Origin of the sequence: Winogradskya humida (assembly GCF_016862215.1) — a bacterium.
Classification (GTDB): domain Bacteria; phylum Actinomycetota; class Actinomycetes; order Mycobacteriales; family Micromonosporaceae; genus Actinoplanes; species Actinoplanes humidus.
In genome coordinates, this window is sequence record NZ_BOMN01000041.1 from 227,796 (window position 1) to 245,445 (window position 17,650).

The following is a 17,650-nucleotide window of genomic DNA, read 5'->3' on the forward strand; positions in this document are numbered from 1 at the left end:
TGGGGGTGCGTGCGGGTGCCGGGGGGCCTAGCGTTGAGGGCGTCGTCGACCTCGAAGGGCTGCCCGGTGCAACTGGAGGACTGGTTTCTGACCACGCAGGAGCGGGGCAACCCGGACTCCGAGATACCCACCTGGTGCGAGGGAAACACCGCCGAGCCGCTTTTCCACGGAAGAAACTATTTCGACCGGTTGGTGAACGAGGTCGAACAGCTTGGTGACGGCGACCACCTCTTCTTCACCGACTGGCGTGGCGACCCGGACGAGCGCCTGCGTGATGACGGCCCGACCATCGCGGAGCTCTTCGCGGCGGCGGCCAAGCGTGGCGTGGTGGTCAAGGGCCTGCTCTGGCGTTCGCACATCGACAAACTCGCCTACAGCGAGGAAGAAAACCGGGACCTTAGCGAGGACATCGCGGCCGCGGGTGGCGAGGTCCTGCTCGATCAGAGGGTACGCAGGGGAGGTTCGCACCATCAGAAGGTCGTGATCCTCCGGCACCCCGGCGAACCCGAGCGCGACATCGCGTTCGCGGGCGGCATCGACCTGTGTCACAGCCGGCGCGACGACGAGCGGCACCACGGCGACCCGCAGCCGATCGCGATGGCCTCGGCGTACGGTAAGAATCCGCCCTGGCACGACGTGCAGCTGGCCCTGCGCGGACCGGTCGTCGGCGCTCTTGATCTTTCCTTCCGGGAGCGGTGGAACGACCCGGCCCCGCTGGACCAGCACGGCCCGATCTCCACGATCGCGGACAAGCTCCGGCACGCCGATCTCCGCGCCGACCGGCTGCCGCCGCAGCCCGCCGACCCGCCCCGCGCCGGCTCGCACAACATCCAGGTCCTGCGGACATATCCGGCGATGCGGCCGGCCTACAGCTTCGCGAGCCTGGGGGAGCAGAGCATCGCCCGGGGCTATACAAAAGCCATTAAACGGGCACGTCGGCTGATCTACCTCGAGGACCAGTATCTGTGGTCGACCGAGGTCGCCCAGCTGTTCGCCGAGGCGCTCACCGACAACCCCGAGCTCAACCTGATCGCGGTGGTGCCCCGGCACCCCGATGTGGACGGGCGCTTCGCGCTGCCGCCCAACCAGATCGGCCGCGAGGAAGCCATCGAGCTGTGCCGCAGCGCCGCGCCGGACCGCGTCCACATTTTCGACGTGGAGAACCACGCGAGCACGCCGGTCTACGTGCACGCCAAGGTCTGCGTGATCGACGACGTGTGGGCCAGCGTGGGCAGCGACAACTTCAACCGCCGATCCTGGACGCACGACAGCGAGCTCTCCTGCGCGGTCCTCGACGAGACCCGCGACGAGCGGGAGCCGGCCGACCCGGCGGGCCTGGGTGACCAGGCCCGCGCTTACGCGCGGCACCTGCGGTTGTCGCTGCTGCGCGAGCACCTCGACCTGTCCGAGGACGAGGACCTTCTGGACCCCGATTCCGCCGTGCGCACAGTGAACGCGATCGCCGGCAAACTCAGCGAGTGGCACGCGAACGGCGAGCGGGGACCCCGTCCTCCGGGCCGGTTGATGCCCCACAAGCCCGAGCGTCTTCCGTGGTTCCAGCGGTTCTGGGCGAAGCCTGCGTACCGTCTCATGTATGACCCGGACGGCCGGTCCTGGCGCGCTCGCCGGGCCGGCGACTGGTAACCATCGTCGTCGGCGGCTTGAAGGTAGACCCAGGTATACCCCCGCTGTAGACCCAGGAGGCTGGCTCGCCCCGCCCGGCCAGCAATAACGTGACTCCGTGCCTACCACCCAAGCTCCGACGCGGGCCCTCCTGGATCGCCGCTACCTGCTCACCGGCGGTCCCTGGCGGGCACTCTTCTACCTGTTCTCGACGCTGCCGTTCGCCATCCCGGTCGCCATCGCGGCGGGCGTGCTGGCGCTGCCCTACCTGGCGGCCATGTCCAGCCTGAGCCGCGGCGCAGCGCCGGACGGTCCCGTGCTGTTCCTCATGATCGTGTCGCTGGCGCTGCTGCTCGTCCTCGGTCCCCTCGTGGCCGTGCCGCTCGGCGTGGTCGAGCGCGCCCGGCTGTCCCTGATGGACACTCGCCCCCTGCCGTCCCCGCACCCGCCGTCCCCCGCGGACCTCGTCTCCTGGCTCCGCACCCGTTACTCCGAACCGGCCACCTGGCGCGAGCTGCTCTACGCACTGTTCCTCGCGACGGTGGTGCCGGCCGCGTACGCGATAGCCGGTTTCCTGATCATCATCGAGGTGGCCCTGCTGCTCGGCCCGTTCTTCGTGAACGGCGGATCGGCCTTCTGGACGATCGGCGCGTTCGAGGTCCGCACTCCCGCCCAGGCGATCCCGCTGTTCCTGGCCGGAGTGCTGATGGTGCCGGTGTTCGGCTACCTGGCCGGCCTGCTCGCCACCGGCCAGGCCTTCGCGGCCCGGGCCCTGCTCGGCGACCGCACCGGTCTCGAGCTGCACCAGGTGGCCCAGTCCCGCGCCCGCCTCGCCGACGCCTTCGACCTGGAACGCCGCCGCATCGAACGAGACCTCCACGACGGCGCCCAGCACCGTCTGACCAGCCTCACCCTGCAACTCGGCATGGCCCGCCTGGACGTCGCACCCGACTCACCCGCCGCCGAGCCGCTCACCCGCGCCCACGACCAGGCCAAGGACCTGATGGTCGTCCTGCGCGACCTGATCTACGGCATCCGCCCCCAGGCCCTGACCGACCTCGGGCTCCCTGCAGCCCTGCGCGAACTGGCCGGCCGTTCCCCCCTCCCGGTCGCGGTCACCGTCGCGGACGGCGTCCCCCGCCCCGCCGAGCAGACCGAGGGCACCGCCTACTTCGCCGCCTCCGAAGCCCTCGCCAACATCGTCAAACACGCCGAAGCCACCCGGGCCGACATCCTCCTCGCCCGAGCCGGCGAAACCCTCATCCTCGAAATCCGCGACGACGGCCAAGGCGGAGCAGACCCCACCCGGGGAACAGGCCTGACCGGTCTCGCCGACCGCGTAGCCGCATCCGGTGGCCGCCTCCTCCTCTCCAGCCCTCAGGACGGTCCCACCCTGTTACGCATCGAACTCCCGCTGATCCCCGCACCCGCGCCGGCTGCGTCACTTCCCGCGGCCGGGCGCCCGTGACCCGCGTAGTCCTCGCGGAGGACGGCGTCCTGCTCCGCGAAGGCCTGGTCAGCGTCCTCGCCCGCTTCGGCTTCGACGTGGTGGCAGCCGTCAGCGACGCCGAAGAGCTGGTCGCCGTGGTTGCCGAACACCACCCCGACCTGGTCATCACGGACATCCGCATGCCCCCGACATTCCGCGACGAGGGCCTCCAAGCAGCCGTGGCCCTCCGCCGGCTCCGCCCGGACCTCCCCATCGTGGTCCTCAGCCAATACGTCCAGGCCGACTACGCCACCACCCTGCTCAGCACGGGCGACGGCCGAGCAGTCGGCTACCTACTCAAAGACCGGGTAGCCGACGTCCAGGACTTCGCCAAATCCCTGCAATCAGTAACCGCCGGCGCCACAGTCATCGACCCCGAAGTGGTCCGCCGCCTCCTGCACCGCCCCCCGGACCCGCTGACCACCCTCTCCACCCGGGAACGCGAAGTCCTCTCCCTGGTAGCCGAGGGCCACTCCAACTCGGCGATCGCCACCCGCCTCTTCATCACCGAAGCCGCCATCACCAAACACGTCGGCAACATCCTCACCAAGCTCAACCTCCCACCCACCGACCAGGCCAACCGCCGAGTCCTGGCCGTCCTCCGCTACCTCCGCGCCTGACCGTCAGCCGTGCTGCCGCAGGGGCTTGCTCATCTGCAGGTAGGCGCTGCCGTCCCAGGCGACCGCCTGCCGGTCCAGCACATATCCGTTGGCGAGGTAGAAGTCGCGGGCGTGCATGGCGACTCCGGCGTAGATCGTCGAGTGGGCTGTGCGCGTACTGAAATCGTGCTCGGTCCAATGCAGTAAGGCTGAGCCGATGCCCTGGCGGGTGAAGGCCGGGTCGACGTCGGCGAGAAGGGTCGCCACCTCGCCGGGGGAGTAGGCGGTGGGTGCTTGTGCCGAGAACGCGGCGTGGCGGATCTGCAGGAGGCGTGGGACGTCGGTGGGGTGAGCTGGGGTGATCATGCTCGGGAGGCCTACCCGTCGGCGAAAGTGGGTAACCGGGTCGCCATGACGTACCGGGTTGAGTACAACGGCGAGGACCTTGAGGTCGCCACCCTGGATTCTGCGCTGGACAACGCGAAGCATGCGATTGCCAGTGATGTCGGGCAGATCAGTGGGTGGGCCGTTGAGCATGACGAGACGATCAACGACTGGTTTGTGCAGGGTGTGCTCGACGGGCAGGCGGTGGGGCCGACCGCGGTGGTGAGCGGGCCGGAGCCGATGCTGATGGCGGAGACGCGACGGGCGCCCGCGGCTGCGGAGCGTGAGGTGCTGCGGATGACCGTCACCGGGGCGACACCGGCGGAGGCGTTGCAGATGGCCGCGTCGTGGCTGGCCGGGCGGCCGGAGATCATCGACGTGGACGACATCGGATGGCACCCGACCCGGGCGGGGTACCAGGCCAAGATCTACTACCGGGCCTGAGAGCCGCGGGCCTTAAGAAACGCGGGCCTTAAGAGACGCGGGCCTGGGTATTCAGGACCGCGAAGAGCAGCCGGTCGCGCCAGGAGCCGCGGATCAGGAAATGGTCGTGCAGGTGCCCCTCCTGCGTCATGCCGATCTTGCGCAGCACTGCCGCGGAACCGGCGTTCGACGGGTCGCATGTAGCGGTGACCCGGTGCAGGCCCAGTTCGTCGAAGGCGAGGCTGATCAGGGCCTGTCCGGCTTCGGTGGCGTACCCGTGGCCCTGGGCCGGCCCGGCGATCAGATAGCCCATCGTGGCGCGCTTGTTCTCCGGGCTCTCGATGTGGAGTTCCGCCGAGCCGATCAGGGCGTCGTCGGCGGCCCGGACCACCGCGAAACGGTATGCCCGCCGCGGCCGCTCGGTCTCGGACAGCAACGCCAGCCCGAGGAAGATGCTGGTCTCCTCGGGGGTGTTCGGCCCCCAGTCCATCCACCGTACGATCTCCGGGTCGGACGCGAACGCGTGCACGGCGTCATGGTCGCCGGCTCGGAACGCGCGCAGTAAAAGTCGTTGGGTTCTGAGTTCCACCGTCGGATTATGACCCAATGACCTCCGCCGAAATCGAGCAGCTCGCCGCCGATCCCGCCGTCGAGGGCCTGATCCTCACCGGCTCGCACGCCCGCGGCACGGCCACCGTCCACTCCGACCGCGACCTGGTCATGATCGGCCCGGCGCACTACGCGCGACGCACCGCAACCCTGGACGTCGCGGTGGTGACCATCGAAGACCTCGCGGACACTTCAGACATCTGGCAGCGGTACGCATTCCGCGGCGCGAAAACCCTCGTCGACCGCCGTGCCGGTCAGATCACCGACCTCGTACACCGCCAGGCGACCCCCACGCCCCAGGAAGCAGTCGCCTGGTCCCGAGAAGGCCTGGACGGCTACGTGAACTTCCTCTACCGCGCCGCGAAAAGCCGCCGCGACAACGAGCACGTGGCCGCCCGCCTGGACGAGGCGGAAAGCGTGTCGTGGCTGCTGCTGACCGTGTTCGCACTGCACGGCCGCGTCCGCCCGTACAACAAATACCTGCGCTGGGAACTGGAGACCTACCCGCTCGACCCGCCATGGGACGCCACCACCCTGCCGGAACGCGCAGTGGCGAACCCGGCGTCATTCTTCCCCGCGGTGGAAGCCCTGGCCCGCGACCAGGGCCACGGCGACATCCTCGACGCCTGGGGTGACGACCTCGCACTACTGAGATAACCGAAGGGCTACTGAGGTAGCGGAAGCGTGGCCCATGCTGCCAGGGCGGCCTCGCTGGTGATCTCGTCGAGGCCCAGCACCGCGGCCCCCTGCAGCGGCCCGTCGTCCCCGTGCACGGCATCGACCACCGCGGGCGGCCGTCCCTTGTGGAACGCCATCAGCCCGTCGAGATAAGCCTGCTCGAAGGCGTCCGGCGCCGCCCGCCGCAGCAGCGGTGCCAGCCCGCCGAGCGTCACGGTCGCCGGATCATGCACGTTGACCAGCGCCCCCACCCCGCCACCCAGCGCCGCCGCAACCCTGGCAACCGCCGGCCCCGCCGCATCGGCCGGCCCCGCCGCAACCGCATCGCCCGCCGCAACAGCCGCGCCCCCTCCGAGGTGATCCCGGAGGAACGCCGCCGGGTCCTGCGGCTCGGCCACCCCGAGATGCCGGGCGAGGGCACGCCCGTCCACCTCCAGGTCCCAGCACCCCCGGGCCCCGCAAGGACAGATCAAGCTCCGGTCACCGTACGGCTGATGCCCGTACTCTCCCGCCGCCCCGTGCGATCCCGTGGCAGGCCGCCCGTCCACCGTGACCGTCCCGCCGATCCCCACGACAACCATCAGGTGCAGCGCCGTCGACGCCCCGACCGACGCCCCGGTGCGTGCCTCGGCGACCCCGGCCAGTGTCGCGTCGTTGCCGAGCAGCAGCGGCACGTCACCGGCAACCAGGCCCAGATCAACATCACGCCAGCCCAGCGTGGCGGACTGCACGAGCCGCCCCTCATGCACCGTGCCCGCGACGGCCAGAGACACACCCCGGACCCGATTTCCGTACGCCCGGAGCACCGCGTCCACCCGCCCCCGGATCGCCGCCAGCACCGCCCGCGGCGACCGTGACCCGTGCCGGACGCTCGCCGTCTCGGTGAGCTGCCCGTCGAGCGTGACCACCGCTGAGCGCCACTCCGCGGTGCGCAGATCAACGGCCAGCAGCACCGGCCCCTCGGGGTGGGCGCCGAGCACGGTCGTGGGCCGGCCGCGCTGCCCCGTGGCCCGGGGCGCGGGCGTCTCCTCGAGCAGTCGCATCGCTCGCAGCCGGGCGGTGATCTCGGTGGCCAGTCCGCTGTTGAGCCGCAGGTCCTGGGTGAGTTCGGCGCGGGTGCCGCCGGGGTGGGCGCGTACCCAGGTGAGGATCTGGGCGGCCGTGTGCCACCGGGCTTCACCCGCTGTCAATCTGCCGGAACTTGCCATGACCACCGCCTTCACGCCTATCCTGAAGATATCCTCGTGCAACGAGAATATTGGAGGAACCGTGGACCTCAGCGCCATCCGGGCAGTGCTCTTCGACATGGACGGCACCCTGGTCGACTCGGACGCCGCCGTCGAGCGCGCCTGGACGGTGTGGGCCGGAGAGTACGGCGTCGACCCCGCCGCCGTCATGGCGGTCTCGCACGGCGCGCCGGCTGGGCGTACGGTCCGGATCGTGCGGCCCGACCTGACCGAACCGCAGGTCAGAGCCGCCGCCGACCGCCAGCTGGAGCTGCAGTACGACGATCTGTCCGACGTCGTCGCCACCCCGGGCGCCCACGACCTGCTGGCCGGGCTCACCCTTCCGTGGGCGGTCGTGACCAGCGCCGACGTCCGCCTGGCGAAGGCGCGCCTGGGTGCGGCCGGCATCGAGGTCCCGGTCCTGGTCACGGTGGACGACATCCGGGTGGGCAAGCCGGACCCGGAGGGCTATCTGCGCGGCGCCGAGCTCCTCGGTGTGGCACCCGCCCGGTGCCTCGTGGTCGAGGACGCCGAGGTCGGCGTGACAGCGGGCCGGGCCGCGGGCGCGATCGTGGCCGCGCTCAAGGGCGTCGACGGCGACCTGCGCATCACCAGCCTGGCCGAACTCGCCCCGCTGCTCGCCCCATGACCACGATCGGGACCCTCCGCCCGCGCGGGCTGTCGCCGGTCATGCAGGCCGGCATTGCGCAGGGCGTGCTCGGTTTCGGCATCACCGGGCTCGGCGCGTGCCTCGTCCTGCTCGCCGGGGACCTCGGCGTGGCCCCGGAAAGTCTGGCCTGGTTACCTGCCACGTTCGGGTTCGGCCTCCTGGCGACGGCTCCCGCCGGGCCGTACCTGCTGCGTCATGGCCCGCGCCTTGCCCTGGTGACGGGATCACTGGCCCTCGCGGCCGGCCTGACGCTGCTGGCGCTCTCCTCCGCGATGCCCCTGGTGGTCGCGGGTGCCCTGCTGCTCGGCGTGGGCGGCGCGGCTTTCGTGCTGGTCACACCCGCCCTGCTGGCCGGGGCCGGTACGACGTCCCAGCTCTCCAGGGCCACCGCCGTGGGGAGTGCCGCCGCGGTGCTCGCGCCCGCTCTCATCGGCGGCGTGGACGCTACCGGGCTGGTGAACGGGCGGATCGCGCTGCTGGCCGGCGTACCGTTGCTGCTGTTTCTGGCCCTGACTGCCCGCCCTGGCGCGCCCGTCGGGTCCTCGCCGGTGTCGCGTCCCGCGCTGAGCGTTACGGGACGGCGCTGGACCGTGATGGTCCTGGCCGTCTCGGTGGAATTCTGCTTCACGATCTGGGCCGTCGCGCGGCTGGCCGGAACCGGACTACCCGTGTCCCGCGCCGCCCTGCTGGGCACGGCCTTCCCGATCGGCATGGCACTGGGCCGAGCCGTTGCGCCGCTGCTCCTGGGCGTGCTCCCGGTGCGCCGCGGGGGCGTCCCGATTCCGCTGACCGGCATGGTTCCCCTCGCATCCTTGGTGACGGCGGCGGGAGCGGTCCTGGTGGTCGCTTCCGGTCACCCGGCGGTGGTGACCGCGGGCCTGGTGGTAGCCGGCCTGGGGGTGGCGACGCTCTACCCGGTCACGCTCGCCACCTTGGTCGCGACTCCGGGCCTGAGCGGCAGGCACGCCGCATCCCTGGGAGCCCTCGCTTCAGGTGCGGCCATCGTGGCCGCCCCAGTAGCCCTCGCCCGCCTCGCCAACATCCTGGACCTGCGCCTCGCCTACCTCATCACCCTCCCCCTCCTCGCCGCCCTCCTCACCCTCCGCCGCCGCGACTAACCACCGCCCCGCGCCGGCCGCCCCGCGCCGGCCGCCCCGCGCCGGCCGCGCCGCACCGCACCGGCCCAGCCCAGAGCTGGGCAGTGACCCGCGCCCTAGTATTTCAGATTTGAAGGAGTTACTGTCTCTGTCATGGCCGAACCGCTGGACGCCCGTCAGCAAGCGATGTGGCGCGCCTACATCGACAGCTCCTGGGCGCTGCAGACCCGGCTCGAGGACGAGCTGCGCGCGGCGACCGGGCTGAGCATGCCGGACTATCACGTGCTGGTGGTGCTCTCGGAATCGCCGGGGCAGCGCCTGCGCATGGGCGAGCTCGCCGGCCGGATGGTGTTCTCGCCGAGCCGCGTGACCTACCAGATCGCGCAGATGGTCAAACGCGGTCTGGTCCGCAAACAGAGTTGTCCCGACGACGGCCGCGGTCAGGAAGCAGTACTGACCGCCGACGGTCTCGCCGCCCTCGAAAAGGCCGCGCCGCTGCACCTCGCCACCGTCCGCGACAGCTTCGTCGACGACCTCGACGACCACGAGATCGCCACCCTGACCGCTGTCTTCAGCCGTCTCGGCCCCCGACTGCGCCCCGCCACCCCACTTCTCACGCAAGGGAAACGCTGATGCCCGCGATCACCGTCGACGACGTCCTCGTGCTGCCGCGCCTGCCGCAGCTCGACCCTGCCACCACCACTTATCGCGCGGTCCGGCGCCTGACCACGGCCCCCAGCGGCTACGAGGGCGAGGGTTTCCCGGTCCGCCGTGCCTTTGCCGGCGTACCCATGAATGAGCTGGACCCCTTCATCCACCTGGACCAGATGGGTGAGGTGGACTATGCGCCGGGTGAGCCGAAGGGGACGCCGTGGCACCCCCACCGTGGCTTCGAGACCGTGACCTACATGATCGACGGCACGATGGACCACCAGGATTCCCTCGGTGGCGGCGGCAGCATCACCAACGGTGACACCCAGTGGATGACCGCGGCCAGCGGCATCCTGCACATCGAGGCCCCGCCGGAGCAGCTCGTCACCACGGGTGGCCTTTTCCACGGCCTGCAGCTCTGGGTCAACCTGCCCCGCGCGGCGAAGATGATCGCCCCGAAATACCAGGACATCCGTGGCAAGGAGTCGGCCCTGCTGACCACGGCCGACGGCGGCAGCCTGATCCGGGTCATCGCCGGTGAGGTGGGCGGTCACGCGGGCCCCGGCTCGACCTTCACCCCGATCAACCTGGCCCACGTGACGCTGCAGCCGGGTGCCCAGCTCGACCTCCCGTGGCAGCCCGACTACAACGCCCTGGTCTACGTCCTCGCCGGCCGCGGCACGGTCGGCGTGGAGAAGCGCCCGATCCAGATCGGCCAGCTCGCCGCCCACTCGGCCGGCGACGCGATCCGGGTCAACGCCGCCGCGACCCAGGACACCAACATCCCGGCGATGGAGCTCTTCATCATGGGCGGCCGCCCGATCCGCGAGCCGGTCGCCCACTACGGCCCGTTCGTCATGAACACCCAGGAAGAGCTCAAGCAGGCCTTCGAGGACTTCCAGAAGGGCCGCCTCGGCGTCATCCCCGCCGGCCGGCTGCCGCACACCAACTAGGGCGTATCTGATGGATCACGACGGCCTGCGCCGGGCCCAGCTTCCGTCTCGCGGCGCGTGACGAAGGGGTGAATACCGGTTTTGTATTCACCCCTTCGTCACACTTGCGACACGAAACCTGGACCTCGCCGCAGACTCGCCGTGATCCATCAGATACGCCCCGAGTCAGAACACCACGTCGGGGCGGGCGGGGTCGGTGAGGTCCGGGTCTTCGGTGGCGAAGGCCCGGGCGAGGGCCGGCCAGCCGCGCTCCCGGATGAGCGCGGCCTCCGCGGTGGTGATCGGGATCAGCCAGGTCAGCACGATCGGTGTCTCGGCGGTGTGGCAGACCGAGAATTCCTCCGGAAGGTATCGCGGGCTGGCCGCGACCATCGCGGTGGTGCGGGCTCCGGGAAACAGCGGCCCGCGCGGGCCGATCACCTGTCCGTGTTGCAGACCCGAGCCGCGGGTGACCATTTCGCCGGCGAGCTGGAACAGCAGACCCGCTGCTCGCGGGGGGAAGTCGCCGGGTGGGACGTGCATCAGGAGCTCCTGATGCCAGGCCTCGCCACTGGGCAGCGTCAGGTGACGCCGGGAGAGACCCACGGTGGTCAGAGTGGTCGCTCCGCGCAGGCTCGGGTCAGGACCGAAGAACGCGATGTGTACGCCCGGAGGTGTCTCCTCGTCGCCCTGGCTGCCGCCCGTCATCCGGCCGAGATGGGATTCCAGGTGTTCGATCAGGTCAGCCACCCGGCGAATCATTCCAGAGCGGGGATCCTCAGGCGGCCTCGGCGTTGAGCGAGTGGGTGGCCTCGGCGCGCAGCTGGTCCAGGTCGACGCCGCGTTCCGTGAGGATCTGCACGGCGAGTCCGTTTCCCTCGCGGATCAGGCCCAGCAGGATGTGCTCCGGGGCGATGTAGTTGTGCTTGAGGCGCAGGGCCTCGCGCAGCGACAACTCCAGCACCTTCTTGTTGCGTGGTGAGAACGAGGTGCTGCGTGGGGAGCGGCGGCGCAGCAGTCCTCGGCGTTTCGGGGCCGGTGGCGCCAGGTGGAATGCGCCCGGTCCGAAGTTCTCCTCGATGGTGCGCCGGACCGCGTCGAGGTCGATGCCGATCGCCTTGAGCGCTTCCCGGTCCGCGGCGTCCCGGTCGGCTGACGGGTCCAGGGAGGCTGAGCCGGTGCCGACCCGCCGGATGATTTCGGACCGTAGGTAGTGGGCGTCGACTCCCTTGCTGGTCAGGGCCGGGGCGGTGGCTGCCGGGCCGGTCTCGTCCGCGAGCAGGGCCAGTAGCAGGTGTTCGGTGCCGACCGGGGCCTGGTGCAGCTCCTGGGCCTCGGCCTTGGCGCGGACGACCGCGTCGCGGGCGGCGTGGGTGAATCGTTCGAACATGTCAGCTCTCCCGTGGGTCCTGCGTCGGCACTCGGTTGGCGTGTTTCTTGTGGACGCCCTGGCGGGTCACCTCGAGTGCGTCGGCGATCTCCTGCCAGGACCAGCCCTTGCGGCGGGCGTTGCTGACCTGGAGGTATTCGAGGCCCTCCAGGAGGCGGCGCAGCGCCACGACCGCTCGCAGCCCGACCCTGGGGTCGGTGCTGCCCGCGGCTGCGGCGAGGTCGGTTGCTTCGGTCATGCTGTCAACCTACGTTGACAGTACCGCCGTGTCAACCAGAGTTGACATAGAAGGCATGAAAAAAGGCCGGCGGGTGCCGGCCTTCTTTCCACAAGTACTACCGGCCGCGACCGGTCTCTTCCTGCAGCTCGTCGATGCGCTGGGACGCCTCGGCCTTGGTCAGGCCCTCCGGCACGTCCTCATGTGCCTCGGAAGCCAGCGTGTGCAGATACGACTCCTGCGCCCCGGTGGCCGGCTCGTCGCCGGTCGTCCAGTCCGCGGGATCCTTGATGGTGTTCGACGTCGTATCCTGCTCATTCGTAGCCATGACTTGCCCCTCGGACGAAGATGTTCGAACAGGCGTATCAGTACCCGCCGAACGTCAACTCCATGCCTGAAACCGCGTTGAGCTGCATAGTCAACTCGATCGGGACGGACGCGGGGGCCGCGATGGAGAACGGGACGCCCCACGGGTCGAGCAGCTCCGCGTAGGTGCCGAAGCCGGTTTCCGCGACGCCCGAGATCACCGTGCCGCCGTAGGCGCGGCAGTCCTCGAGGGTCTCGTTGCAGTCGGCGACCTGGAACGCCGCGCGCCACCAGCTGCCGCCGCGGCTCGGGGCGAGGCCGGCCATGGCGTCGTGGGCGGTGGTGATCCATTCGCCGCGGGTGCCGTCGCTGCCGTACTCGTCGCGCAGCAGCCAGCCGAACGCCTGGCCGTAGAAGCGGGCCGCGGCCACGGCGTCATCGGTGAGCAGCTCGGGGAAGGTCATGGTGCCGGGCTCACCGCCGACCTGGGTGCCGGTGAAGTCACGCGGCTCCCAGATGCCGAGGACCGCGCCGGCCGGGTCGGCGATGACCGCCGAGCGGCCGCCGTGCCCGTCGGTGGGCTCGCCGACGAGGCGGCCGCCCGCCTCGTGGACGCGCAGCAGCGAGGCCTCGAGGTTGTGTTCGGTGAGATACGTCATCCAGCCCTGGGGCCGGTCGGCGCGGGTACGGGTCAGGCCCGCCGCGGCGCGCCCGTTCAGCTTGAAACGGTCACCGGCTGGTTCCCAGCCGAAAAGTCGAGCATAGAATTCCGCTGCCCGGGCAGGATCCGCGCTTGCCAGCTCGACCCAGCAGGGTGTCCCCGGCGCAAAGCCCCGTAAACGCATCGGCCGCACCTTTCGTCGTCCATAGTGTCGTGGTCCATCGTGGAAACCGGCCATGGGGGAGGTCGTTGATACCGGCCACCGGTACCGCCTGGGGAGTTGACGATCACCTTACAGGTATGAATACGCTCCGCCACTATATCCGGGTTCAATGTCCTAAATAAACTACGGTTTTGCGGCGCATTGATTACCTAGCGTGGTGTCGATTACTGAGCGTGTCGCTCCTCCGGAGTGCGGGAGCGCTCGTTGGATCGGTCCAGAAGCCGCATCACGGGCGTCACCGCAACGCCGTGCAACACCACGCTCACAATGACGACGAATCCCACTGTCGCCCAAATGACATCGAGTGCGGGAAACGTTGCGTGGCTCATTGCGTACGCCAAGTAATAGAACGATCCGATGCCGCGAATTCCGAAGATCGCGATTACCCAGTGCTCCGAAGTGCGGCCCGGTGCACCGTGCAGCGACAGGAATCCCGAAATCGGGCGTACCACCAGAATAAGTGCGAGTCCGATCAATGCGGCGGGCCAGGTCAGCGCGCTCAGCAGGCCGTCGACGACCGCGCCGCCGAGCAGCAGGAGCAGCAGGACGGTCAGCAGCCGCTCGATCTGCTCGGCGAAGTCGTGCAGCACCTGGTGATAGTCGTGCGACCGCTGCGCCGACCGGATCCCGCGGGCCGCGATGAACACCGCCAGGAAGCCGTAGCCGCCGGCGACCTCGACCAGCCCGTACGCCAGGAAGGTCGCCGCGAGCGCTAGGAATCCCTCGGAGTGATGGGCCAGACGCAGATTGCGGTTACGGGCCCGGAAGAACAACTGACCGAGCAGCCGGCCGACGAGCAGACCGCCGGCCACGCCCACCACGACCTTGTAGAGCACGTCCTTGAGCGCCCACTCGCCGAACCAGCTCTCGTGGGTCACCGCCGCGGTCGCGAGCGCGATGGCCGCGTACACGAAGGGGAAGGCCAGCCCGTCGTTGAGCCCGGCCTCCGAGGTCAGCGCGAAGCGCACCTCGTCCTCCGAATCCTCCTCGTCGGTCGGCTCGCCGACCTGCACGTCCGCGGCCAGCACCGGATCGGTCGGGGCGAGTGCCGCACCCAGCAGCAGCGCGGACGCCGGCACCAGCCCGGCCCACCACCAGCCGAGCCACGCGACGGCCCCGATCGTGACCGGCATGGCGATGACCAGCAGCCGCCACGTGGAGTTCCACCGCCGTCCCTTCAACGGGCGGTCGATCTTGAGGCCCGCGCCCATCAGCGCGACGATCACGCAGACCTCGGTCAGGTGCTGGGTCAGCAGGGGATGCGCGAGCGGGTCTGCCTTCGGCAGACCGAGGGGCAGCGCGAACAGCACCATCCCCAGCGCGAGGAAGACGATGGGCATCGAGAGTGGGCGGCGTTCGAGGACCCGCGGCAGGATGCCCGCCAGCAGGGCCCCGACGCCGAAGAGCGCGAAGAGGAGGTCGGACAGCTGCACCCGCCCTGACTGCCCACGCCCGCGGGAAATCATGCGGGCCGGGCGTCGGCTACAAGAGCTTTTTGATCGCGGACCGGTCCAGCTCGGCGAGCAGTTCGGCCGGATCCGCGTACGCCTCCACGGCCCCCGCCTCCAGCAACTCCGCCGCGCTGGTCCCGCCGCACGCGAGCCCGATGCACGGGATGCCGAGCTTGGCCGCGGCCTTGACGTCCCACACCGCGTCGCCGACGAACACGCTGTGCTCCGGGTCGACCCCGGACTGGTCCAGCGCCGCCTGCAGGATGTCCGGCTCGGGTTTGCTCGCCTTCGCGTCCGAGGACGAGGTTGCCGCGTCGATCACGTCGTCCGCGTCGATGACCTTGCGCAGCTTGGCGAGCTCCTCGTCCTTGGCCGACGAGGCGAGCACCACCGTGAGGCCTCGCCCGGCGCACTCGCGCAGCAGGTCGGCGGCGCCGGGGAGGGGCCGCAGCCGCTCCCACCACGCGCCGTAGAGCACGTCGTGCGCGGTGGACAGCTCGTCGTCCTTCGACTTGTCGCGGTCGTCGCCGAGCAGGTGCCCCACCAGCTTGTCCGAGCCCATCCCGATCCCGCGGTGGATCTCGGCCATGGGTACGTCGTGGTCGCCCTGCCGCAACGCCTCCCACCACGCCACCGCGTGCAGGTAGGTCGTGTCGACCAGCGTTCCGTCGACGTCGAAGAGCACCGCGCGTTTGGCTGTCATACGCAGGTTTCTACCCCGATCAGGGCGCGGGTATCAGCATTTCGAACCAGACCGTGGAGCCGCGGACCGTCGGGTCCGTGCCCCAGGTGTCGCTGAGCTCCTCGATCAGGCCCAGGCCACGGCCCCGGCTGCTCAGCGCGTCGGTGCGGGCGCGGGTGACGCTGCCGCGGGTGCCCGTGTCGGCCACGGAGACCAGCAGCCGCTCGGCGCTGAGGTCGATGTGGACCTGGGCGGGGGTGCCCGCGTGCAGCAGCGCGTTGGTGGTCAGCTCGCTGGTGCAGAGGATGGCCGCGCCGATCACCGGCTCCGGGACCGCCCAGTCGCGCAGCCGGGTGGTCATCCACTGCCGCACCCGGCTCGGGCCGGTCGGCTCGGCCGGAACCAGCATCGTCGCGGACCGGCTGAGTGCCACCGCCCGCTCCACTGCCAGCACAGCCACATCATCATCGGTACGCCCGGACACCGCAGCCGTCGCCAATGAGCACAGATTGCGGGGGTCGCCACTGGCCGCCGCCGCGGTGGCCGTCACCAGCGCGTCGAGCCCGTCGCTCAGCGGGCGGTCGCGACGCTCCACCACGCCGTCGGAATACATCAGGATCGTGTCGCCGGGCTCGAGCTGCACCGTGGCCGTCCGCCAGCGCCCGCCCAGCCCGAGCGGGGCTCCCGGCGGGACCGTCACCAGCTCCGCGCTCGCGCTCCCGTGCCCGGCCCGGCGCAGCACCGGGGGAGGGTGACCGGCGCTGGCCAGCGTGATCGTGCCGTCGGCGGGGTCGAGCACCCCGTAGACGACGGTCACGAAGATCTCCTCGTTGCGGGACTCGGCGCCGAGCGAACCGACCAGCCGGTCCAGCCCAGCCAGCACCGTGCCGGGCGCCGAATCGGTCAGGGCGAGCGCCCGCAACGCCGCCCGGACCTGGCCCATCACCGCCGCGGCGCGAACGTCGTGACCGGCCACGTCGCCGAGCACCATCGCCAGACGCCCGTCGGCCAGCTCGAACGCGTCGTAGAAGTCGCCGCCGGCCGCGTTGCCGTCGACGCCGACGTCATAACGTGCGGCGATGCGGAAACGATCCAGCTCGGGCAGGTGCTCGGGCAGCATCGAGCGCTGCAGCAGCTGCGCGGTGCCGTGCTGCGCCTCGAAGCGGCGGGCCCGCTCGGTGGCCTGCGCGACCAGCTCGGCAGCCGCGTAGAGAAGCGCTCTCTCAGCCGGCAGCCACGAATGCGGGGTGCGGTAACCCATGGTCAGCGCCCCGTGCACCGACGCCGTGCGCAGCGGCATCGCGGCCAGCGCCTTGATGCGCCGCTCGTGACGGTCGGTGGCGATCTCCGCCAGCGGGGAACCGTCGGAGACGAACGAAGGCCGCCCGCTCTGCGCCGCCGTGACCATCGGCGAGCCGGGCTGCTCGGCGGGGATCCGCTTCCACAACGGGGGCAGCCGCTCGTCGGCCTCGTCGATCATCTCGCCGCGGATGCGCCGCACATAGCGGAACTCGGCGCCGTCGTCGACCGAGAACACGCAGTGGTCCACGTCGAACGAGGTCATCGCGTAGGACAGGACGACCCGGGCCACGTCGTCGATGGTCAGCGCGGACGCCAGCCGGGCGGTCAGCTCGCCGAGGCTCTGCAGCCGGCGGGTCACGTGGGTGGTTTCCGCCGCGACCGTGAGCACTCCGACGACGGTGCCGTGCTCGTCGCGTACGACGGAATGGCCTCTGGTGAACGACGCCTGCTCGACGTGACCGGCGCGCGGGACCGACACCTGGGTCTCGGCCTCGAGGAACGACTGGCCGGTGCGGAAGACGTCCGCGACGATGTCACCGAACCCCGGCGCGTGCCAGGCCTCGCCGAACACGTCAGCCGCGGGACAACCCATCGCCGCGGGATGCTTGGTGCCGATGATGTCCGCGTAGGCGTCGTTGTAGACCAGCACGAAAGTCTCGCCGTAGGCCATCGCCATCGGCACCGGCGACGCCAGCACCACGTCGACCGTGGAGCGCACGGCCTGGTCCCAGCTCTCGCGCGGCCCCAGCGGCGTGACCTGCCACGGGTGCGCGGCGACCAGCTCGGCGCAGCTCGGCGCCCGGGCCGGCACGCCGGCGCCCTGGGCGGGCAGCGTCGTCATCCCGGAGTGGCTCCCCATGCCGACCATGTCCCTGAGCGTAGCCCGCGTCGGCCGTTCGGACGATGGGGCCACCCTCCGGACGTTCTGTTCTGTCCGGTACGCGCGGATGATGCCGCTGCGCCTCTTGCTGCTGGTGCGGGTTGACGGTAGCCGATTTACTCTCTCCACCAAGCCGGCCCGGTGCCGGATCCCCCCG

Annotated in this window: 20 protein-coding genes; 9 read left to right on the forward strand and 11 right to left on the reverse strand. The window is 70.5% G+C overall.

Annotated elements, in window-relative coordinates:
- Window positions 1-66 precede the first annotated feature (66 nt).
- The 3 genes from Ahu01nite_RS18325 to Ahu01nite_RS18335 all read left to right on the forward strand — a co-directional run bounded on the left by Ahu01nite_RS18325 (window position 67) and on the right by Ahu01nite_RS18335 (window position 3,732).
- Window positions 67-1,644 (forward strand): phospholipase D family protein, encoded by a 1,578-nt coding sequence (locus Ahu01nite_RS18325; RefSeq protein ID WP_203837747.1) that lies wholly within the window; start codon window positions 67-69, stop codon window positions 1,642-1,644.
- Window positions 1,645-1,741: 97 nt separating this feature from the next.
- Window positions 1,742-3,091 carry a sensor histidine kinase gene (locus Ahu01nite_RS18330; RefSeq protein ID WP_203837748.1) on the forward strand — a complete coding sequence of 450 codons (1,350 nt, stop codon included), beginning with the start codon at window positions 1,742-1,744 and terminating at the stop codon, window positions 3,089-3,091.
- A complete protein-coding gene (locus Ahu01nite_RS18335; protein ID WP_203837749.1) occupies window positions 3,088-3,732 on the forward strand; it encodes a response regulator transcription factor in 645 nt (214 codons plus the stop codon). The genes Ahu01nite_RS18330 and Ahu01nite_RS18335 overlap by 4 nt, the downstream gene beginning before the upstream one ends.
- 3 nt (window positions 3,733-3,735) lie before the next feature.
- Here the strand turns inward: Ahu01nite_RS18335 and Ahu01nite_RS18340 are convergent, their stop codons facing one another.
- On the reverse strand, window positions 3,736-4,077 hold the full coding sequence (locus Ahu01nite_RS18340) for a GNAT family N-acetyltransferase (RefSeq protein ID WP_203837750.1): 342 nt from the start codon (window positions 4,075-4,077) through the stop codon (window positions 3,736-3,738).
- Between the two features lie 45 nt (window positions 4,078-4,122).
- On the opposite strand from Ahu01nite_RS18340, the gene Ahu01nite_RS18345 reads away from it, so the two are divergent.
- Window positions 4,123-4,539, forward strand: a complete 417-nt coding sequence (locus tag Ahu01nite_RS18345; RefSeq protein WP_203837751.1) for a hypothetical protein — start codon at window positions 4,123-4,125, stop codon at window positions 4,537-4,539.
- Window positions 4,540-4,567: 28 nt separating this feature from the next.
- Here Ahu01nite_RS18345 and Ahu01nite_RS18350 read toward each other — a convergent pair whose 3' ends face one another.
- Window positions 4,568-5,107, reverse strand: coding sequence for a GNAT family N-acetyltransferase (locus Ahu01nite_RS18350; RefSeq protein ID WP_203837752.1), 540 nt, complete (start codon window positions 5,105-5,107; stop codon window positions 4,568-4,570).
- A gap of 17 nt (window positions 5,108-5,124) precedes the next feature.
- Between Ahu01nite_RS18350 and Ahu01nite_RS18355 the strand changes: the two genes are divergently transcribed.
- Window positions 5,125-5,784, forward strand: coding sequence for a nucleotidyltransferase domain-containing protein (locus Ahu01nite_RS18355; protein ID WP_203837753.1), 660 nt, complete (start codon window positions 5,125-5,127; stop codon window positions 5,782-5,784).
- A gap of 8 nt (window positions 5,785-5,792) precedes the next feature.
- On the opposite strand, the gene Ahu01nite_RS18360 is transcribed toward Ahu01nite_RS18355, so the two are convergent.
- Window positions 5,793-7,013: an ROK family protein gene (locus Ahu01nite_RS18360; protein WP_239158939.1), complete on the reverse strand. Its 1,221-nt coding sequence runs from the start codon at window positions 7,011-7,013 to the stop codon at window positions 5,793-5,795.
- 61 nt (window positions 7,014-7,074) lie between these two features.
- On the opposite strand from Ahu01nite_RS18360, the gene Ahu01nite_RS18365 reads away from it, so the two are divergent.
- The 4 genes from Ahu01nite_RS18365 to Ahu01nite_RS18380 all read left to right on the forward strand — a co-directional run bounded on the left by Ahu01nite_RS18365 (window position 7,075) and on the right by Ahu01nite_RS18380 (window position 10,402).
- Entirely contained in the window at window positions 7,075-7,680 is a 606-nt protein-coding gene (locus tag Ahu01nite_RS18365) for an HAD-IA family hydrolase (RefSeq protein WP_203837754.1), read from the forward strand.
- Window positions 7,677-8,819, forward strand: a complete 1,143-nt coding sequence (locus tag Ahu01nite_RS18370) for an MFS transporter (RefSeq protein ID WP_203837755.1) — start codon at window positions 7,677-7,679, stop codon at window positions 8,817-8,819. Before Ahu01nite_RS18365 ends, Ahu01nite_RS18370 begins: the two co-directional genes overlap by 4 nt.
- 132 nt (window positions 8,820-8,951) lie before the next feature.
- Window positions 8,952-9,431, forward strand: a complete 480-nt coding sequence (locus Ahu01nite_RS18375; protein WP_203837756.1) for a MarR family winged helix-turn-helix transcriptional regulator — start codon at window positions 8,952-8,954, stop codon at window positions 9,429-9,431.
- Window positions 9,431-10,402 carry a pirin family protein gene (locus tag Ahu01nite_RS18380; protein ID WP_203837757.1) on the forward strand — a complete coding sequence of 324 codons (972 nt, stop codon included), beginning with the start codon at window positions 9,431-9,433 and terminating at the stop codon, window positions 10,400-10,402. Before Ahu01nite_RS18375 ends, Ahu01nite_RS18380 begins: the two co-directional genes overlap by 1 nt.
- Window positions 10,403-10,567: 165 nt before the next feature.
- Here Ahu01nite_RS18380 and Ahu01nite_RS18385 read toward each other — a convergent pair whose 3' ends face one another.
- The 8 genes from Ahu01nite_RS18385 to Ahu01nite_RS18420 all read right to left on the reverse strand — a co-directional run bounded on the left by Ahu01nite_RS18385 (window position 10,568) and on the right by Ahu01nite_RS18420 (window position 17,481).
- Window positions 10,568-11,131 carry a suppressor of fused domain protein gene (locus tag Ahu01nite_RS18385; protein WP_203837758.1) on the reverse strand — a complete coding sequence of 188 codons (564 nt, stop codon included), beginning with the start codon at window positions 11,129-11,131 and terminating at the stop codon, window positions 10,568-10,570.
- 28 nt (window positions 11,132-11,159) lie between these two features.
- Window positions 11,160-11,771 carry a Clp protease N-terminal domain-containing protein gene (locus tag Ahu01nite_RS18390; protein WP_203837759.1) on the reverse strand — a complete coding sequence of 204 codons (612 nt, stop codon included), beginning with the start codon at window positions 11,769-11,771 and terminating at the stop codon, window positions 11,160-11,162.
- A 1-nt stretch (window position 11,772) separates the two neighbouring features.
- Window positions 11,773-12,009: a helix-turn-helix domain-containing protein gene (locus Ahu01nite_RS18395; protein ID WP_203837760.1), complete on the reverse strand. Its 237-nt coding sequence runs from the start codon at window positions 12,007-12,009 to the stop codon at window positions 11,773-11,775.
- 97 nt (window positions 12,010-12,106) lie between these two features.
- A complete protein-coding gene (locus Ahu01nite_RS18400) occupies window positions 12,107-12,316 on the reverse strand; it encodes a DUF3072 domain-containing protein (RefSeq protein WP_203837761.1) in 210 nt (69 codons plus the stop codon).
- Between the two features lie 37 nt (window positions 12,317-12,353).
- The gene (locus Ahu01nite_RS18405; protein ID WP_239158940.1) at window positions 12,354-13,139 is read right to left on the reverse strand and encodes a VOC family protein; all 786 of its coding nucleotides are present in this window, start codon (window positions 13,137-13,139) and stop codon (window positions 12,354-12,356) included.
- 203 nt (window positions 13,140-13,342) lie between these two features.
- Window positions 13,343-14,611, reverse strand: coding sequence for a cation:proton antiporter (locus tag Ahu01nite_RS18410; protein ID WP_203837763.1), 1,269 nt, complete (start codon window positions 14,609-14,611; stop codon window positions 13,343-13,345).
- A 49-nt stretch (window positions 14,612-14,660) separates the two neighbouring features.
- Window positions 14,661-15,332 (reverse strand): HAD family hydrolase, encoded by a 672-nt coding sequence (locus Ahu01nite_RS18415; RefSeq protein WP_203837764.1) that lies wholly within the window; start codon window positions 15,330-15,332, stop codon window positions 14,661-14,663.
- A gap of 19 nt (window positions 15,333-15,351) precedes the next feature.
- Window positions 15,352-17,481 (reverse strand): ATP-binding SpoIIE family protein phosphatase, encoded by a 2,130-nt coding sequence (locus tag Ahu01nite_RS18420; RefSeq protein WP_203837765.1) that lies wholly within the window; start codon window positions 17,479-17,481, stop codon window positions 15,352-15,354.
- Window positions 17,482-17,650: the final 169 nt, after the last annotated feature.

Coding starts and splice junctions, on each gene's coding strand:
- Ahu01nite_RS18340 (WP_203837750.1), bottom strand. CDS start 4,077: ATGATCACCCCAGCTCACCCCACCGACGTCCCACGCCTCCTGCAGATC.
- Ahu01nite_RS18345 (WP_203837751.1), top strand. CDS start 4,123: ATGACGTACCGGGTTGAGTACAACGGCGAGGACCTTGAGGTCGCCACC.
- Ahu01nite_RS18355 (WP_203837753.1), top strand. CDS start 5,125: ATGACCTCCGCCGAAATCGAGCAGCTCGCCGCCGATCCCGCCGTCGAG.
- Ahu01nite_RS18360 (WP_239158939.1), bottom strand. CDS start 7,013: ATGGCAAGTTCCGGCAGATTGACAGCGGGTGAAGCCCGGTGGCACACG.
- Ahu01nite_RS18370 (WP_203837755.1), top strand. CDS start 7,677: ATGACCACGATCGGGACCCTCCGCCCGCGCGGGCTGTCGCCGGTCATG.
- Ahu01nite_RS18375 (WP_203837756.1), top strand. CDS start 8,952: ATGGCCGAACCGCTGGACGCCCGTCAGCAAGCGATGTGGCGCGCCTAC.
- Ahu01nite_RS18380 (WP_203837757.1), top strand. CDS start 9,431: ATGCCCGCGATCACCGTCGACGACGTCCTCGTGCTGCCGCGCCTGCCG.
- Ahu01nite_RS18390 (WP_203837759.1), bottom strand. CDS start 11,771: ATGTTCGAACGATTCACCCACGCCGCCCGCGACGCGGTCGTCCGCGCC.
- Ahu01nite_RS18395 (WP_203837760.1), bottom strand. CDS start 12,009: ATGACCGAAGCAACCGACCTCGCCGCAGCCGCGGGCAGCACCGACCCC.
- Ahu01nite_RS18400 (WP_203837761.1), bottom strand. CDS start 12,316: ATGGCTACGAATGAGCAGGATACGACGTCGAACACCATCAAGGATCCC.
- Ahu01nite_RS18405 (WP_239158940.1), bottom strand. CDS start 13,139: ATGCGTTTACGGGGCTTTGCGCCGGGGACACCCTGCTGGGTCGAGCTG.
- Ahu01nite_RS18415 (WP_203837764.1), bottom strand. CDS start 15,332: ATGACAGCCAAACGCGCGGTGCTCTTCGACGTCGACGGAACGCTGGTC.
- Ahu01nite_RS18420 (WP_203837765.1), bottom strand. CDS start 17,481: ATGGTCGGCATGGGGAGCCACTCCGGGATGACGACGCTGCCCGCCCAG.